Genomic DNA, 14283 nt, shown 5'->3' with positions numbered 1-14283 from the left:
TTCGTGCTCGGTCGGCTGTGGCGGTGGTTCTCGGGCTGAGGCTGGGTGGATCGCTGAAGATGCGCACGGCCGCGGGCGTGCGGCGTTGACTCCGCGATTCGCGCGGGATCAGTCGCGTGCGCCGGATGTCGGCTGAGGCTGTGCGGATCGCTGAGGGTGCGCGGCAGGTCTCAGTCTAGGTCGCGGCCGCGGAGCTTCTCGATCTCGCGGCGGTCGCGCTTCGTGGGGCGTCCGGCGCCGCGGTCGCGCAGGGGCACGAACGGCGTGCTCTCGCGGGGCGGCGGCGGGGGAGTGCGGTCGTCGGCGGCCTCGGCGACGAGGGCCGCGCCGACGCGCTTCGCGATGGTCTTCTTCACGACGAGGATGCGGTCGAAGCCCTGGATCCGCACGCGCAGCTCGTCGCCCGGGCGGACCGGCTGGGCCGCCTTCGCGCGCTCGCCGTTGACGCGCACGTGACCGGCGCGGCACGCCGTGGTCGCGGCCGACCGGGTCTTGTAGACGCGGATGGCCCACAGCCACGCGTCGACGCGCGCGGTGGGCGTGGCATCGGTCATCGAGGCTCCTTCGGGGAACCTCCATCGTAGGTCGAGGGTTCAGTCGCGCAGGGTCAGGGATACGAGGGCCCGGTCGGACTTCGGGCGGTCGATGACGGTGAACCCGGCCGCTTCGAAGATCGAGACCGTGCCGAGGTAGAGGTCGTTCACCGGAATCTTCGCCGCGGACGGTTCGCGGGGGTACCCCTCGACGACGCGCGCCCCGCCGTCGCGGGCGGCCTCGACGGCGGCATCCAGGAGGTCTCGCATGAGCCCGCTCCCGCGGTGCGCCTTGCGCACGACGAAGCACGTGACCGCCCAGACGGAATCGTCGTCGAGCGGCTCGTTCGTGGAACCGGTGACATTGCGGGTGCGGGCGAGTCGAGGCTGGGTCGTCCGCGGGCCCACGCGGACCCATCCGGCCGGTTCGCCGTCGACGTACGCGATGAGTCCAGGTGGGAGATCGCCGTCGAGTTCGGCGCGGAACAACTCGCTGCGTTCCGCGACCGAGGTCTCTTTCCACGGGCCGTTCGGAAGCATCCACCACTGGCACTGGCACTCGGGTCCGTCGCCGCTGTCGAGCGCGGTCTCGGAGTCATCGAAGCGGTCACCGGTCGCGGGGAGGATCTCGATCGCCATGCCGCGACCGTAGCGAGGGGTTCCGACACGGGCAAGGGATGCCACGGGGGTTGCGCTGCATCACATGTGCGCACACGCCCGGGGCGCCGCCGGTTCGCGGGACGTGCCCGGAGCGGGTAAGATAATCGAGTTGCCCGCTCGCGGGCGACGGGATGTGGCGCAGCTTGGTAGCGCACTTGACTGGGGGTCAAGGGGTCGCAGGTTCAAATCCTGTCATCCCGACAGATGAGGTCCGGATTCCCGCAGAAAATGCGGAGGTCCGGGCCTCTTGTCGTTGCGAGGCGACGCGGGTGCACGACGCGACGAGGTGTCAGGGGAACGACACGCGCACCAACGGACTACCCTCGACCCGCTCCTCGAGCGGCGGGAACGCCGGCCGCGAGGCGCCACCGGCGTACAGTGCGTCGATCCCCTCCAGGATCGCCCCGAGAACGGCCGACCGCTCGCCGGCATCCGTGATCGGGGTGGCCAGCGCTGCGAGATTGGCGTGGACGCCGTTCTTCAGGTGGAACGTGAACTCGGGGTGGGCGAGCAGGTTCGCGTACCAGGCACGGGCGCGCGGCGGCGCGCCCGTGATGTAGACCTCGCCGCCGATGGTGTGGAACCAGATCTCGATGCGCCGGGGCTGCTGAGTCCGGGCCCCGAGGGTGGTGATGTCGACCGTGCGCTGCTCGATAGTCGACGACGGAGTCAGGGAGAGGGCGGTGGCGATCGCGGCATCCATGTCTCGTTCCTACTCTCCGATGAGCGTCCACGAGAACCGGCGCGACCCACGTCGTCATGTAGCAGGGCCGCGAAGGAACTCCTCCATCGCCATCAGTCGTTCCTCCGGCGACCCGGAGATCTCCGCGATCCGCACGTGCGCGCCGATCAGTTCGGCGTCGTCGATCAGGTCGAGGAGCGCGTCGTTCATCACCTCGCGGAGCTCAGGGTGTTCGTCGGAGGGCAGCGGGATCGCGTTGCGGGCGGACAGCGGCAGCACGATCAGCGCGTCCACGGTCTGCATCGCGGCCGTCACGAGCGCGGTGGCCCGCTCGAGAACGCGCTCGTCCGCGTCCACGCCCGACAGCTCGGCGAGGGCGAATAGGTAGGCGAGGAAGTCCAGCGGGCCTCGTTCCGCGATGAGGTCCGGAGCGTCGTCGGTGACGAGTCGATCCGCGGCGATTCGGAGCTGGGCGGCGAACAGCGCAGCGGAGGGTGCGTCGCCGGCATCCTCGGCATCTTCGAAGGCATCCGGTAGGACAACGAAATCGGGATGCCGCAGGTGGAAGTCGGAGATGAGGGTGCTCTTGCCGCTGGCGTGGGTTCCCGAGACGACGATGCGCATGGCGCGAGACTAGCGAGTCGCGTCCCTGGCGGCTGCCGTCCCGGCGGGCCAGGATGTCCTCATCGCCTCGTCCGCCGGACGGGCGCACGACGGAGGGAGCCGCGGATGGCCGCAGGAATCAAAGACGATCCGTGGGTGCTGCGGACTCCGCCGGGCAGCTCGGAATACACCCTGTACCGCGACGGCGAGGAGCTGATCTGTCAGGTCGGCTCGACGAAGTTGACGTACCAGGCCCGCGCGATCGACGACCTCCATGCCTGGCTGCTCGGCCAGGGCGACTGGGTTCCGCTCGGCGCCGCGGATGAGCAGAAGCCCGTGGTCGACGGAACGGTCGAAGCATGGGGGCGCTCCGAAAGCAACCCGGTCGGGGGCTGGTACGGCACGCGCAAGGGATATCGCGGGCGCTTCGGCATGTACCTGCCCCCGCTGCTCGAGGAACTGGGGCTCGCGGAGCTGACCCACGACGCGCGGAACAATCGCATGCGCGCGCTCTGAGAGCCGACGCGTCAGGGCCGCCCGGCGGCTGAGCCGCCGCCCCCACCCTCCAGCCGCCCTTGGATGGCCGCGGTGATCTCGGCGAGGGCGTCGAGCTGCGCGGGGGTCAGGGCGTCCACGACCAGCTGTCGCGCCGTCTCGATGTGTCGCGGCGTCGCGCGGATGAGGTCGCGGCGGCCGTCCGCCGTGAGCCGGACGTCGGTCGCGCGGCGGTCCTCCGCGGCGGCGAACCGTTCGACCAGCCCGCGCTTCTCCAGGCGAGAGCACACGTGCGAGAGGCGCGGGAGAGTGGATGCCGTCTCCGCGGCGAGCGCGGTCATGCGCAGGGTCTGCTCGGGCGCGAATCGCAGCACGGTGAGCACCGAGAATTCGAAGTGCGTCATCCGCGAGTCGCGCTGCAACTGCGCGTCGAGTGCCGCCGGCAGGAGCTGGCTCACGGTGACAAGGCCGACCCATGCCGCGGACTCCTGCGCGTTCATACGAGGTGCGCGGAATACCACGCGATCATCCTAAGTTACTTGTAGCGACAACCAATCGCCGGAGTGGTTGCGATGACACCGTCACAGGGAGCTTCTCGTGGATCAGGCCTCGAAACCCGCCGCACCGTCGTGGAGTGCGCCGTCCGTGCCGACGCCCGGCGCGGCGCCGGACGGCACGCGCATGGACACGGTCGAGCTGCTCGTGAGCGACCTCGACGGGATGACCGATTTCTACCGGCGGGCGGTGACGCTCGACGTCCTCGACCATTCCGGCGCGACGGCGACCCTCGGGCGCGGGGGCGTGGCATCCATCGTGCTCCGGCAGGAGAAGGACCTCCCGGGCCGCGACAGCCGGGGCGCCGGGCTGTACCACACCGCCATCGTGTTCCAGGATCAGGCACGGCTCGCCTCCGCCCTGGCATCCATGGCCCGGCAGGCCGGGCAGATGTACGAGGGATCCGCCGATCACCTCGTCAGCGAGGCGTTCTACTTCCACGACCCCGAGGGCAACGGACTCGAGCTGTACCGCGACCGCCCGCGCGACCAGTGGACGATCCGCGCCGACGGGACCGTGCAGATGGCGTCGGAATTCCTCGATCCGAACCAGTTCCTCCAGTGCTGGTACGACCCCGAGGCGAAGGAGAGCGGGACGGATGCCACAGCCGCCATCGGGCACGTCCACCTCCAGGTGGGCGACATCCCGACGGCGCGCCGCTTCTACCAGGGCATCCTCGGGTTCGACGTGACCGCGGACCTGGGCTCCGCACTGTTCCTGTCGGCGGGCGGATACCACCACCACCTCGGCATGAACACGTGGCACAGAGCCGGTGCGGGGCCTCGCGCGGCCACCCTCGGCCTCGGCGACGTGCGCATCCTCGTGCCCACACGCGACGACGTGGAGGCGTTCGGCGAGCGCGTGCGCGATCACGGCATCGCCGCGGCCGACGACGGCCGCACCCTGCGGCTCGCCGACCCGTGGGGCACGCGGTTGGCGATCACACCGGAGGTCGGCTGAGGCTCGCGCCGGTGTTACGCCCCGCTACGCCGCCCCGCGCCTGCTCTCGTGGCATCCCGTACCGTCGTCACATCGCAACCCCACGAAGGCAGGTGAAGCCATGTCCCGCACGATCTCGTCGACAGTCCACCCGATCCAGCGCTGCATGGCGTCGGCCAACCCCGCGGCGTGGTGGGACGGACTGGTCTCCCGTGTCGACGGCGCCGAAGTGTCCATCGTGCTGTTGAACGGCGAGACCGTTCTCGTGCGCGTCGTCGGCCCGACAGTCGACATCGCGGCGGGGGAGCCGGTCGGCTACCACCCGGTCGCGGAACTCCTCAGCGCGTCGGCCATCCTCACGACCGCGCGCGTCGCGTAAGCGCCGAAGCGGCGTCGCTCAGGCCGACATCGAGGCCATCATGGCCTCGCACTTCATGACCATGTCGTCGCACGCCATGGCGCAGTAGCGGCACATCTCGTCCATGTCGGCGTGCGCGCGGCACTCGTCGGCGCATGCCGTGCCCATGGTCATGCAGGCCGTCATCATGGCCTTCATCACGTCCATGTCCATGCCCGCGGGGCGCATCATCATGTGCATGGTCGCCTGGGCCATCTCGACCATGTTCGAGCACATGGCGCAGCACTTGGCCATCTCGGCGCCGTGCATCATGTCGCTGCCGGCGCACATCGCCGCCGCCATCGCGCAGGCGTTCATCGACTGCAGGCATTCCTGCATGGCATCCATGTCCATGGTCATCTCGCCCATGTCCATCGACTTCATCATCATCGTGGTGTCCATGTGGGTCTCCCGTGTGCTCGAAGCGGATGCGATCGGCCGGCGGCGGAGCGCTCGTGTGACGGAATGTTACGCCTTCCGCTCCGGCGGCTCACGGACTCTCAGGAGAGTGATCAGCCGCCGAGTCGCTCGCGCAGGAACTCGACGACCTGTTCGTTCGCTCGATGCGTCGGGTGACCCGGGACGGTGGCCGAGGCATCCGTGAGCACGGAGTGCGCGCCGGCCGGGATGCCATCGGGATTGCCCGGCGAGGAGTCGATCTCGAACGCCCGCCATCCCTCGCCGAGCAGCCGCTCGAACGCCGCGAAACGCTCCGCCGGGACGCTGCGGTCGTTCGTGAACCGCAGGCCGAGCGCGCACAGGCCGTCGCCGGCACGGCGGCGGACGGCGGACTCCTCGGTCGGGCTCAGACCGGTCGCGGAGCGCCCGGCGCCGATCGGCGGGGGGAGCGCGGGCTGGGAGACGACGGGCGCGAGCACGCTCTCGTCGGCGGCCGTCGCCAGAGCGAATCCGCCGGAGAAGCACATCCCGATGACACCGACACCGGGCCCGCCGCGCTCGGCGTGCACATCACGCGCGAGGGCGCGCAGGAAACCCGCGATCGGACGATCGGCGCGACGTGCGAATGCCGCGAACTCGCGTGACACGCACATGCGCAGAGCGGAACCGGCGATGTACCCGCCGCTCACCGGCCGCCCCGGCGTTCCGACGATGGAGGGGAGGGCGACGTGGAAGCCCGCGGCGACGAGTCGCTCGCCGAGCGCGATCACCTCGGGGGTCGCACCGGGGAGCTCCGGGATCAGGATGACGCCGGGACCCTCGCCCGAACGATAGACGTCGTGCGTGATGCCGTCGTACGCGAAGGGCGAGACGTCCCAGTCGGCCAACAGATCCGTGGTCATGTGCTCAGTGAATCACTACCGCGCCCGGTAGCGGCGATCCGCGGACTAATCGAGCCGGATGCTCCCGGTCGCGGGGTGCTCGTGCGGCATCCGGTCGCGGTCGTAGGTGATGTCGGTGTATCCGTGGGGCGTGGGCTTGCCGTCCTCATCGACGCTCACGAACACGAGCCGTTCGATCGTGAGGATGCGCTTGCGCGTGATCATGTTCCGCACGACCGCGCGCATGGTGAGCGACGTGCGACCGAAGTGCGTCGCCGTGAGCCCCATCTCGATCAGGTCGCCCTGCAGAGCGGATGCCTCGAAGTTGATCTCCGAGATGAGCTTCGTGACAACGCGGTAGTTGCCGAGCTGGATGATCGCGTAGATCGCGGCTTCCTCGTCGATCCAGCGCAGCAGGCTGCCACCGAACAGCGTGCCGTTGGCGTTCAGATCCTCGGGCTTGACCCACTTGCGGGTGTGGAAATTGATGCCGTCGTCGGAGGGATGCCACTGCGATGCCGTCACACGGTCAACGCTACTCCGGGGTGCCGCGCGCCGAATCGACGGCCGCCGCCTTCTGCCAGGGCCAGCGGCCGGTGATCTCGAGTTCCAGCGACCAGCTGAGGAACGTCCGGATGAGGACGATCGCCGCCAGTACCCCCACGCTCGCGAGCGTCGGGGTGACCGCGACGGTGCGGATGATGTCCGCGGCGACCAGCAGCTCGAGGCCGAGGAGGATGGAGCGCCCCAGGAACCGGCGGAAGCGGCTGTAGACGTCGGGCTCGCGTCGGAGGGTCCGCTGCGCGGCGAGCGTGATCGGGGCGATCACTGCGCGCACAGGCGGATCGAGGGGGTCGGGACCGGGACGATTCCTCCCCAGAGAGAAGATCGGGCAGGTTCTCCCCATTCGGGTCTTCGAGCACATCGTGATGTCGGAGCCCCTCGCTAGCATGCAGACATGCACTCCGCGAACCCCGAACCCGCGCCCCACGGCGGGCACGACGACCTGTCGTCGGTGCTGAGCGAGGTGCTCGCGGCCGACGCGGAGGTGGCCGCGGCCGAGGCGCGCCGGGTGCGGGCGCTCGCTCGCGCCGGGCACCTCGCGTTCGACGCGATGGCGGCCCAGCGCACCTCATCGAAGATGGCCGAGATGGCGCTGCGCGAGGTGGCATCCGAGATCGCGGCGGCCGCGCACCTCTCCGATCGTTCGGTACAGGCGCAGATCGGTCGTGCGGTGGAGCTCGTCGACGATTATCCCGCGACGCTCGCCGCGTGGGAGGCGGGGGCGTTGTCGCGAGCCCACGTGTGGGCGATCGTCGATGCCGGGCACCCGGTTCCCGTCGAGCGGCGCGGCGAGTTCGATGTGCTGGCGGTCGCGACTGCCGAGGGGAGGAGCCCCGGTCGGCTGAAGATCCGCCTCGCGGCCCTCGCCGAACGGATGCAGCCCACGACGATCACCGAACGGCATCGGGCCGCTCGCACGACACGCACCGTGAGGGTCGTGCCCGGTGAGAACGGGATGTCGGATCTCATCGCCACCTTGCCGACCGTGCTGGCGGTAGGGATCTACGATCGGCTCACCCAGCAGAGCCGTTCGGTCATCGATGCGCGCCTCGCCCTCTCACCCGCGCCCGGCGCGGCGGCCGTCGAACCCGGCGTCCAGCCCGCGTCCCGTCCGGAGGCCGTCGACGGCGGCGTCCCGCGTGCGGCCGGTACGCCACCGGTCGAGGCCGACATCCGCACGGTCGATCAGGTGCGCGCCGACCTCTTCGCCGACCTCCTGCTCACCGCGGCGCCCGGCGCCGACCCGACCCGCCTCGACGACGGGCCTGGCACGCTCGGCGCGATCCGGGCGAGGGTGCAGGTCGTGGTCCCGGCGCTGACCATGCTCCAGCCCGGCGGAGAGAACCTCGACCCCGCCGAGCTCGTCGGGCACGGCCCGGTCGACGCCGAAACAGCGCGCGCGATCGCCGAGGCGACCTCGGTGCCGTGGGATCGCGTGATCACGCATCCGATCACGGGCGCCGTGCTGCACGTCGACACCTATCAGCGCACCGCCGCGATCGACCGCCACCTCCGCGCCCGCGACCGGCACTGCCGGTGGCCCGGGTGCACCGCCCCCGCCGTGCGCTGCGAGGTCGATCACACGCACGACGCGGCCCGGGGCGGCTCGACCGAGGTGAGCAACCTCTCGCATCTCTGCCAGAGACACCACACCCAGAAGCAGTTCACGCGCTGGCAGGTGAGACAGCTCGCCGGGGGAGTCCTCGAATGGACGTCCCCGACGGGGAGGGCTTACGTCGACGAGCCTCCGCCGTACTCGCCCGCGGTTCGGTTCGTCCCCGATCCGCCGCCCACGGCCCCGCCCGTGTCGGACCCCGCCCCGTTCTGACGCGGAGCGGGACCCGAGACGGCGGTGCGTGAGGAGTGGCGCGGCAATGCGCGTGGGGTGCACGGCGATGCGTGGGTGCCTGGCAGCGCCTGGGGTGCCTGGCCGCGCGTGTGTGTCCGCACACCCCGCCCCGCCGCACGCCTGTCAGTACACGATCACCGGCTTCACGGTCCGGCCGGTGTGCATGTCATCGATCGCGCTCTCGATGTCGTCGAGGGCGTAGCGCTTCTCGAGCTTCTCCAGCGGGAGGCGGCCCTCGGCGTGGAGGGCGACCAGCCGCGGGATGAGCTCCCTTGGCTCGGTGTCGCCCATCGTCACGCCGCGGAGCACCTTGCCGGTGAGGATCCCCTGGATGTCGACCGCGATCTCTGTGCCGGGCGGCGGTGCGCCGCACACGAGGACGGTACCGCGGACGGCGGCGGCATCCAGCGCGGTCCGGGCGACGCCGGGGTGGCCGGTCGTGTCGAAGCCGAGCGAGACGCCCCGGCCGCCGGTGAGCTCGGCGAGACGTTCCGCCACGTCCTCGCGCGAGGCGTCGACGGTGTCGGTCGCGCCGAGCTCGCGGGCGAGGTCGAGCCGCGCGGCGACCCGGTCGATCGCGATGAGCTGCGCGGGCCCGCGGAGGGACGCCGCGATGATCGCCGACAGCCCCACCGCGCCCGCCCCGTACACCGCCACGACGTCGTCGGGGCCCGGGTCGAGGACGTTCCACATCGATCCGAAGCCGGTGAGCACGCCGCACCCGAGCGGGGCGAGGACGGTGAGGTCGGCGTCGTCGGCGACGCGGACGAGCGCCTGTTCGTCGGCGATCGCGTACGTCCCGAAGGACGACTGCCCGAAGAAGTGCGCCGAGACGGCCTCGCCGCCGCGGGTGATCCCCGCCGACCCCTCGGGACGGATGCCGCCCAGCAGGTTCCGCGGGAGCCAGGAGTCGCAGTACGCCGGATGCGACGTCGCGCAGGCCCGGCATCCGCCGCACGAGGTGAAGCTCAACAGCACGGCATCCCCGGGGGAGACCGCGGTGACGTCCGGCCCGACCTTCTCGACGCGTCCGGCCCCCTCGTGTCCGATGATCCCCGGCGTCGGGAACGGGATGCCCCCGGCCAGCACCCCGAGATCGGTGTGGCACAGGCCGGTCGCCGTGAGCCGCACGAGCACCTCACCCGGACCCGGGTCGCCGTACTCGACGTCGGCGACCGAGATCGTCGACGGCGCCTCGACGATCGCCGCGCGCCCCGCGGTCATGCCCGGCCGCCGAAGTCGAACACGATCGAGTGGGCCTTCTGGTACGACTGCAGCGCCTCGGGTCCGCCTTCGCGTCCCCATCCCGACGCCTTGACGCCGCCGAACGGCACCGCCGGGTCGAGCACGGCCCAGCCGTTGATCCACGTGATCCCCGCCTTCAGCCGTGCCGCGACGCGGTGGGCGCGGGCCAGATCGGACGTCTGGATGCCACTGGCCAGGCCGTACCGCGTGCTGTTCGCGAGCGCGACGGCTTCGTCCTCGGTGTCGAACGGCTGCACGGTCAGCACGGGGCCGAAGACCTCGTCGACGACGACCTCCGCGTCCGGCTCGAGGTCGGCCAGGACGGTCGGGGCGTAGAAGAAGCCGCCGTCGCGCTCGATCGCGTGGCCACCGGTGACGACGCGGGCGCCGGCGGCGCGCGCCCGCTCCACGAGGGCGGCGACCTTGTCGAGCTGCGTGCGGCTCGCGAGCGGGCCGATCACGGTGGCCGGGTCGCCGATGTCGCCGAACGGCACCTGCGGCACCGCGTCCTTCAGGATGCCGAGCACGACACCGTACAGCGGGCGTTCGACCAGCAGCCGGGGACCTGCCATGCAGAACTGGCCGGCGTTGAACACGAAGGCCGAGATCACCGTGTGGATCGCGCGCTCGAGATCCGCGTCGGCGAACAGGATGTTCGCCGCGTTGCCACCGAGCTCCGCCGTGAACGGCTTCAGCGTGCGCCCCGCGAGCGCCGCCGCGTGCGCGCCGATCTCGGTCGAGCCCGTGAACGCGACCTTGTCGACGTCGGGGTGGCCGACGAGGTGGTCGCCGAGGACGGAGCCGGGTCCGGTCACGACGTTGAACACGCCGTCGGGGACGCCCGCCTCGCGCAGGAGATCGGCCATGAGCAGGGCGCTCAGCGGAGTATCGCTCGCGGGCTTGTGCACGACGGTGTTGCCGGCGACGAGGGCCGGGGCGATCTTCGTGCTGGAGAGGATCAGCGGGAAGTTGAACGGGGTGATCGCGGCGACCACCCCGAGCGGCTCGGGCCGGACATACGCGTGGGCGCCGGCGGTGATCTCGCGCACGTCGCCGTCGAGGCGGTGGCCGAGCGCCGCGTAGTACTCGTACAGTTCCGCCGCGTTGTTGACGTCGACCACGCGGGCGAACGTGATGGGCTTGCCGACATCGAGGCTCTCGGCCTGCGCCAGCTCCTCGGTGCGTTCGCGCATGAGGGTGTAGGCGCGCTGCAGGATGCGGGCGCGCTCGCGGCTGGACATCCGCGGCCAGGGGCCATGGTCGAAGGCCGCTCGGGCGGCGGCCACGGCCGCGTCGACGTCCGCGACGGTCGCGCGGGCGACGTCGGTGATGACGGCGCCCGTGGACGGGGCGATGATGTCCATGCGGCCGCCGTCGGCGGCATCCCGCCACTGTCCGCCGATGAAGAGGCGTCCGGGCGCGATCACGGCGGTGTCGACGAGGCTCACCGGGTCACCTCCGCGGGGGCGATGACGTCGGCGAGGATGCCGGCGAACCACACCGGATCGTCTTCGAACGGCGTGTGACCGGTGGCGACCCGGACGACCTCCGCGCCCGAACGGGCGACGAGGTGCTCCTGGAACGCGGTCGGCACCAGGGCGTCCTGCTCGGTGAGGACGTAGGCCGTCGGCTTCGCGCGCCAGGCGACGCGGGTCACGGGAGAGGTGAAGGCCCCGAGCGACTGCGGCCGGAGCGTGTCCGCGATCATCTCGGCGAGACCGGCCGGAGCGTCGACCGGGAGGTCGGCGGAGACCATCGCGATGCGTTCCTCGCGCGAACGGCCCATCGAGACCATTCCGTCGGCGATGCCCCAGAACTCGGGCACACCGCCGCCGACGGCCTGCTGCAGCGTCTCGCCGGCGTCCAGGGCGAACGCCGCCACGTAGATCACCTGCGCGACGGCCGGGTGGTCGCCCGCCTGAGTGGTGGGGATGCCGCCGTACGAGTGCGCCACGAGGGTCACCGGTCCGTCGGCGGCATCCAGGTACTCGGTGATCGCGGCCGCGTCGGCGTACATGTCGGCGGTGCTGCCGATGCTCGGCAGGGCCACGGCGTCGACCGGGAACCCTCGACCGCGCAGGGCGTCGGCGAGACGTTCGAACACCCACGGGCCCGCCCAGGCCCCGTGGACGAGAAGGATGCGGGGTGGGGAAAGGGTCATGCGTGCGCTCCTCGGATGGGGACGACCTCGGCGTCGTCGGCCCCAGTGTCGGACGCGTCCGGCCGGGACGGTATCCGTAGGACTACCGAACAGCGGCGAGCGTCGACTGGTACCAGGCGGCGATCTGTGCGCGGGACGAGAACCCGAGCTTGGCGAGGATGCGCTGCACGTGCGTGTCGACGGTGCGCACCGAGAGGACCAGCCGGTCCGCGATCTCGCGGTTGCTGAGTCCCTCGTGGATGCCGGCGGCCACCTCGCTCTCGCGGGCGCTGAGCCCCGTCGCGGGGCGCCCGGGCGCCCCCGCGAACGCGGCGGCCTCGGTGGGGGAGAGGCCTTCCCCGATCGCGGAGAGCCGCTCGAACGCCTCGTCGCCGAGCCGCTGGCGCACGATCGCGACGCACCGGTCGTGCTGGGCGACCATGTGCGGGCCGTGCACCGCGATGCCCGAGTCGATGCGCCGCCACCAGCTCCGCGCGGCACCGAGGAGGACTGCGGTGCGTTCGGTCGGGGAACGGGCCGCATCGATCCAGCTCAGCAGTTCCAGCACGAGGCAGTCGCCGACGGGATCGTCGATGCCCTCCTCGAGCGCGAGCGCGTCGCGAGCGTTGCGCTCCGCCTCGTCGAGATCGCCGTCGGCGTAGAGGGCGAGGGCGATGGCCCACTGGGACAGCGATCGCTGCCACCGTTCGTCGATCGATTCGGCGAAGCGCAGGGCCTCGCGCGCCGGGGTGGCGGCATCCGGCAGTCCCAACTGGGTTCGCGTCACCGTGAGCTGGAACTGCGCGAGCAGCGCCTCCTCAGGGTGCCCGATCGACCGCGCGAGACCGATCGATCGCAGCAGCTCGTCGCGGGCGAGTTCGCCCTCGCCGGCGAACAGGGCCCGGCTGCCGTTCCACCGACACAGCTCGATCTCGCAGAGCGCGGCCTCGGTCTCGGGCACGAGCGGCAGCAGGGCGCGCGCGTCGTCGAGGTGGGCGCGCGTCTCCTCCAACGCGCCCTGCAGCACGCACAGCCACGCCGACACCAGCAGCGCCGGAACGCGGGCGCCCGGCGCGCCGCCGGGGAGCGCGAGCACGCGGCGTCCCCACCGCCGTCCCTCCGACAGGAAGCCCCCGACGCCCCAGTGGTAGCGCAGGTCGGAGAACAGCTCCAGGGCACGGTCTGTGTCCACGGTGACGGCCGTACGCAGAGCGGCATCCAGCTCCGCCCGGTCCGCGCGCTGCCCGCGGAGGATCTTCCGCTGGGCGGGGCCGTACCAGTGCGTCCGGGCCAGGTGGGCGAGACCGGCGTAGTGATCGAGATGGCGGCGGACGAGCTGCGGCTGCTCGCCGGACTCCTCCGCGCGGTCGCGCCCGTAGCTGCGGATCGTCTCCAACAGGTGGAAACGCCCCGAGTCGCGGTCGGCCTCCACCAGGGACTGCTCGATGAGCTGATCGAGGGTGTCGACGGTCGACGCGTCGTCGCCCCCGGCCACCGCGACCGCGGCCGGCAGATCGAACGGCCCCGCGAACACGCTCAGCGCCGTCCAGAGCGAGCGCTCCGCCGGCGAACACAGCTCGTAGCTCCAGTCGACCACCGCACGGAGCGTCCGCTGCCGCGACACCGGGGCCCGGGTCCCCGACCGCAGCAGGGTGAACCGCTGCGACAGTCGCCGCCCGAGCTCGGTGATCGACAGCGTGCGCAGCCGTGCCGCGGCCAGTTCGATCGCCAGGGGCAGACCGTCCAACGCCTGACACAGCTGCGCCGCGGCGGCCAGGTCGGTCGGCGCGAGCGTGAACCCGGCATCGCCCGCCCGGGCCCGTGCGAGCAGCAGAGCGAGGGCGTCGGCGGGCTCGTCGCCCGCGGCGTCGGTGGTCAGCGGCGGCACCGCGAACACCTGTTCCCCGTCCACGTCCAGCCGGCGCCGGCTCGTGGCGACGATCGTGACGTCGGGGAGGGCGTCGAGCAGCTCATCGACCAGCGAGGCGACGGCGTCGATGAGGTGCTCGCAGTTGTCCAGGACGATCAGCGACTTCTCGCCGCTCAGCACGTCGACGACGAAGCTCAGGGGTTCGCGGGCCGACAGCTCGCCGTACGGGAGAGCCTGCGCGATGGCCTCGGCGACCCGGCGCGGATCGCTCACGGCATCCAGGGCCACGAAGATCGCGTGCGTCGAGGTGCGTCGCGCGTGGGCGTTCGCGGCGCGGACGGCCAGACGGGTCTTCCCCACTCCGCCGACGCCGGTCAGGGTGACCAGACGCGCGTGGCCGAGCTCCTCGGCGAGCGCCGCCAGCTCGCGCCGACGCCCCACGAATTCGCTGCGCGGCTCTCTGATCACGAC

General features: G+C 71.5%; 17 protein-coding genes and 1 tRNA gene. 5 read left to right on the top strand and 13 right to left on the bottom strand.

The window, feature by feature from the left end; genetic code table 11:
* Window positions 1-170: 170 nt before the first annotated feature.
* On the bottom strand, window positions 171-554 hold the full coding sequence (locus tag BW982_RS04100; protein ID WP_076490781.1) for an RNA-binding S4 domain-containing protein: 384 nt from the start codon (window positions 552-554) through the stop codon (window positions 171-173).
* 39 nt (window positions 555-593) lie between these two features.
* Complete coding sequence (locus tag BW982_RS04095) at window positions 594-1172, bottom strand: GNAT family N-acetyltransferase (RefSeq protein WP_076490780.1); 579 nt, start codon at window positions 1170-1172, stop codon at window positions 594-596.
* A 148-nt stretch (window positions 1173-1320) separates the two neighbouring features.
* Here BW982_RS04095 and BW982_RS04090 point away from each other — a divergent pair.
* Window positions 1321-1394, top strand: a tRNA-Pro gene (locus tag BW982_RS04090).
* 88 nt (window positions 1395-1482) lie between these two features.
* Here the strand turns inward: BW982_RS04090 and BW982_RS04085 are convergent.
* Together BW982_RS04085 and BW982_RS04080 are read right to left on the bottom strand one after the other, a co-directional pair.
* A complete protein-coding gene (locus tag BW982_RS04085; RefSeq protein WP_076490779.1) occupies window positions 1483-1896 on the bottom strand; it encodes a nitroreductase/quinone reductase family protein in 414 nt (137 codons plus the stop codon).
* 54 nt (window positions 1897-1950) lie between these two features.
* The gene (locus BW982_RS04080; protein ID WP_076490778.1) at window positions 1951-2499 is read right to left on the bottom strand and encodes a DEAD/DEAH box helicase family protein; all 549 of its coding nucleotides are present in this window, start codon (window positions 2497-2499) and stop codon (window positions 1951-1953) included.
* Between the two features lie 105 nt (window positions 2500-2604).
* On the opposite strand from BW982_RS04080, the gene BW982_RS04075 reads away from it, so the two are divergent.
* Window positions 2605-2994 (top strand): DUF6855 family protein, encoded by a 390-nt coding sequence (locus tag BW982_RS04075; protein ID WP_076490777.1) that lies wholly within the window; start codon window positions 2605-2607, stop codon window positions 2992-2994.
* An 11-nt stretch (window positions 2995-3005) separates the two neighbouring features.
* Here the strand turns inward: BW982_RS04075 and BW982_RS04070 are convergent, their stop codons facing one another.
* Entirely contained in the window at window positions 3006-3494 is a 489-nt protein-coding gene (locus BW982_RS04070; protein WP_254845517.1) for a MarR family winged helix-turn-helix transcriptional regulator, read from the bottom strand.
* A gap of 76 nt (window positions 3495-3570) precedes the next feature.
* Between BW982_RS04070 and BW982_RS04065 the strand changes: the two genes are divergently transcribed.
* The gene (locus tag BW982_RS04065) at window positions 3571-4488 is read left to right on the top strand and encodes a VOC family protein (RefSeq protein ID WP_368483021.1); all 918 of its coding nucleotides are present in this window, start codon (window positions 3571-3573) and stop codon (window positions 4486-4488) included.
* Between the two features lie 100 nt (window positions 4489-4588).
* On the top strand, window positions 4589-4846 hold the full coding sequence (locus tag BW982_RS04060; protein WP_076490775.1) for a nuclease: 258 nt from the start codon (window positions 4589-4591) through the stop codon (window positions 4844-4846).
* A gap of 18 nt (window positions 4847-4864) precedes the next feature.
* On the opposite strand, the gene BW982_RS04055 is transcribed toward BW982_RS04060, so the two are convergent.
* The 4 genes from BW982_RS04055 to BW982_RS18390 all read right to left on the bottom strand — a co-directional run bounded on the left by BW982_RS04055 (window position 4865) and on the right by BW982_RS18390 (window position 6961).
* On the bottom strand, window positions 4865-5266 hold the full coding sequence (locus BW982_RS04055) for a four-helix bundle copper-binding protein (protein ID WP_076490774.1): 402 nt from the start codon (window positions 5264-5266) through the stop codon (window positions 4865-4867).
* 110 nt (window positions 5267-5376) lie between these two features.
* Window positions 5377-6165, bottom strand: coding sequence for a dienelactone hydrolase family protein (locus BW982_RS04050; RefSeq protein WP_076490773.1), 789 nt, complete (start codon window positions 6163-6165; stop codon window positions 5377-5379).
* Between the two features lie 45 nt (window positions 6166-6210).
* Entirely contained in the window at window positions 6211-6669 is a 459-nt protein-coding gene (locus BW982_RS04045) for an acyl-CoA thioesterase (protein ID WP_076490772.1), read from the bottom strand.
* Window positions 6670-6679: 10 nt separating this feature from the next.
* Complete coding sequence (locus tag BW982_RS18390) at window positions 6680-6961, bottom strand: DUF1622 domain-containing protein (RefSeq protein WP_254845550.1); 282 nt, start codon at window positions 6959-6961, stop codon at window positions 6680-6682.
* 141 nt (window positions 6962-7102) lie between these two features.
* On the opposite strand from BW982_RS18390, the gene BW982_RS04035 reads away from it, so the two are divergent.
* Window positions 7103-8536, top strand: a complete 1434-nt coding sequence (locus BW982_RS04035; protein WP_076490771.1) for an HNH endonuclease — start codon at window positions 7103-7105, stop codon at window positions 8534-8536.
* A 144-nt stretch (window positions 8537-8680) separates the two neighbouring features.
* On the opposite strand, the gene BW982_RS04030 is transcribed toward BW982_RS04035, so the two are convergent.
* The 4 genes from BW982_RS04030 to BW982_RS04015 form a co-directional block, all read right to left on the bottom strand.
* Window positions 8681-9781, bottom strand: a complete 1101-nt coding sequence (locus tag BW982_RS04030) for an NAD(P)-dependent alcohol dehydrogenase (protein ID WP_076490770.1) — start codon at window positions 9779-9781, stop codon at window positions 8681-8683.
* On the bottom strand, window positions 9778-11250 hold the full coding sequence (locus BW982_RS04025) for an aldehyde dehydrogenase family protein (protein WP_076490769.1): 1473 nt from the start codon (window positions 11248-11250) through the stop codon (window positions 9778-9780). Before BW982_RS04025 ends, BW982_RS04030 begins: the two co-directional genes overlap by 4 nt.
* Window positions 11247-11963 carry an alpha/beta fold hydrolase gene (locus BW982_RS17650; RefSeq protein WP_076490768.1) on the bottom strand — a complete coding sequence of 239 codons (717 nt, stop codon included), beginning with the start codon at window positions 11961-11963 and terminating at the stop codon, window positions 11247-11249. The genes BW982_RS04025 and BW982_RS17650 overlap by 4 nt, the downstream gene beginning before the upstream one ends.
* A gap of 82 nt (window positions 11964-12045) precedes the next feature.
* The gene (locus BW982_RS04015) at window positions 12046-14280 is read right to left on the bottom strand and encodes an ATP-binding protein (protein WP_076490767.1); all 2235 of its coding nucleotides are present in this window, start codon (window positions 14278-14280) and stop codon (window positions 12046-12048) included.
* Window positions 14281-14283 lie beyond the last annotated feature (3 nt).

Source organism: Microbacterium sp. RURRCA19A (assembly GCF_900156455.1).
Lineage (GTDB): Bacteria > Actinomycetota > Actinomycetes > Actinomycetales > Microbacteriaceae > Microbacterium.
The sequence above is the reverse complement of the archived record's forward strand: the minus strand, read 5'-3'. Positions and strand labels throughout refer to the sequence as shown.

Excerpts from the sequence above, each read along its gene's own strand:
- BW982_RS04035 (WP_076490771.1), top strand. The coding sequence starts at position 7,103 with ATGCACTCCGCGAACCCCGAACCCGCGCCCCACGGCGGGCACGACGAC.
- BW982_RS17650 (WP_076490768.1), bottom strand. The coding sequence starts at position 11,963 with ATGACCCTTTCCCCACCCCGCATCCTTCTCGTCCACGGGGCCTGGGCG.
- BW982_RS04030 (WP_076490770.1), bottom strand. The coding sequence starts at position 9,781 with ATGACCGCGGGGCGCGCGGCGATCGTCGAGGCGCCGTCGACGATCTCG.
- BW982_RS04055 (WP_076490774.1), bottom strand. The coding sequence starts at position 5,266 with ATGGACACCACGATGATGATGAAGTCGATGGACATGGGCGAGATGACC.
- BW982_RS04050 (WP_076490773.1), bottom strand. The coding sequence starts at position 6,165 with ATGACCACGGATCTGTTGGCCGACTGGGACGTCTCGCCCTTCGCGTAC.
- BW982_RS04085 (WP_076490779.1), bottom strand. The coding sequence starts at position 1,896 with ATGGATGCCGCGATCGCCACCGCCCTCTCCCTGACTCCGTCGTCGACT.
- BW982_RS04080 (WP_076490778.1), bottom strand. The coding sequence starts at position 2,499 with ATGCGCATCGTCGTCTCGGGAACCCACGCCAGCGGCAAGAGCACCCTC.
- BW982_RS04060 (WP_076490775.1), top strand. The coding sequence starts at position 4,589 with ATGTCCCGCACGATCTCGTCGACAGTCCACCCGATCCAGCGCTGCATG.
- BW982_RS04100 (WP_076490781.1), bottom strand. The coding sequence starts at position 554 with ATGACCGATGCCACGCCCACCGCGCGCGTCGACGCGTGGCTGTGGGCC.
- BW982_RS04075 (WP_076490777.1), top strand. The coding sequence starts at position 2,605 with ATGGCCGCAGGAATCAAAGACGATCCGTGGGTGCTGCGGACTCCGCCG.
- BW982_RS04095 (WP_076490780.1), bottom strand. The coding sequence starts at position 1,172 with ATGGCGATCGAGATCCTCCCCGCGACCGGTGACCGCTTCGATGACTCC.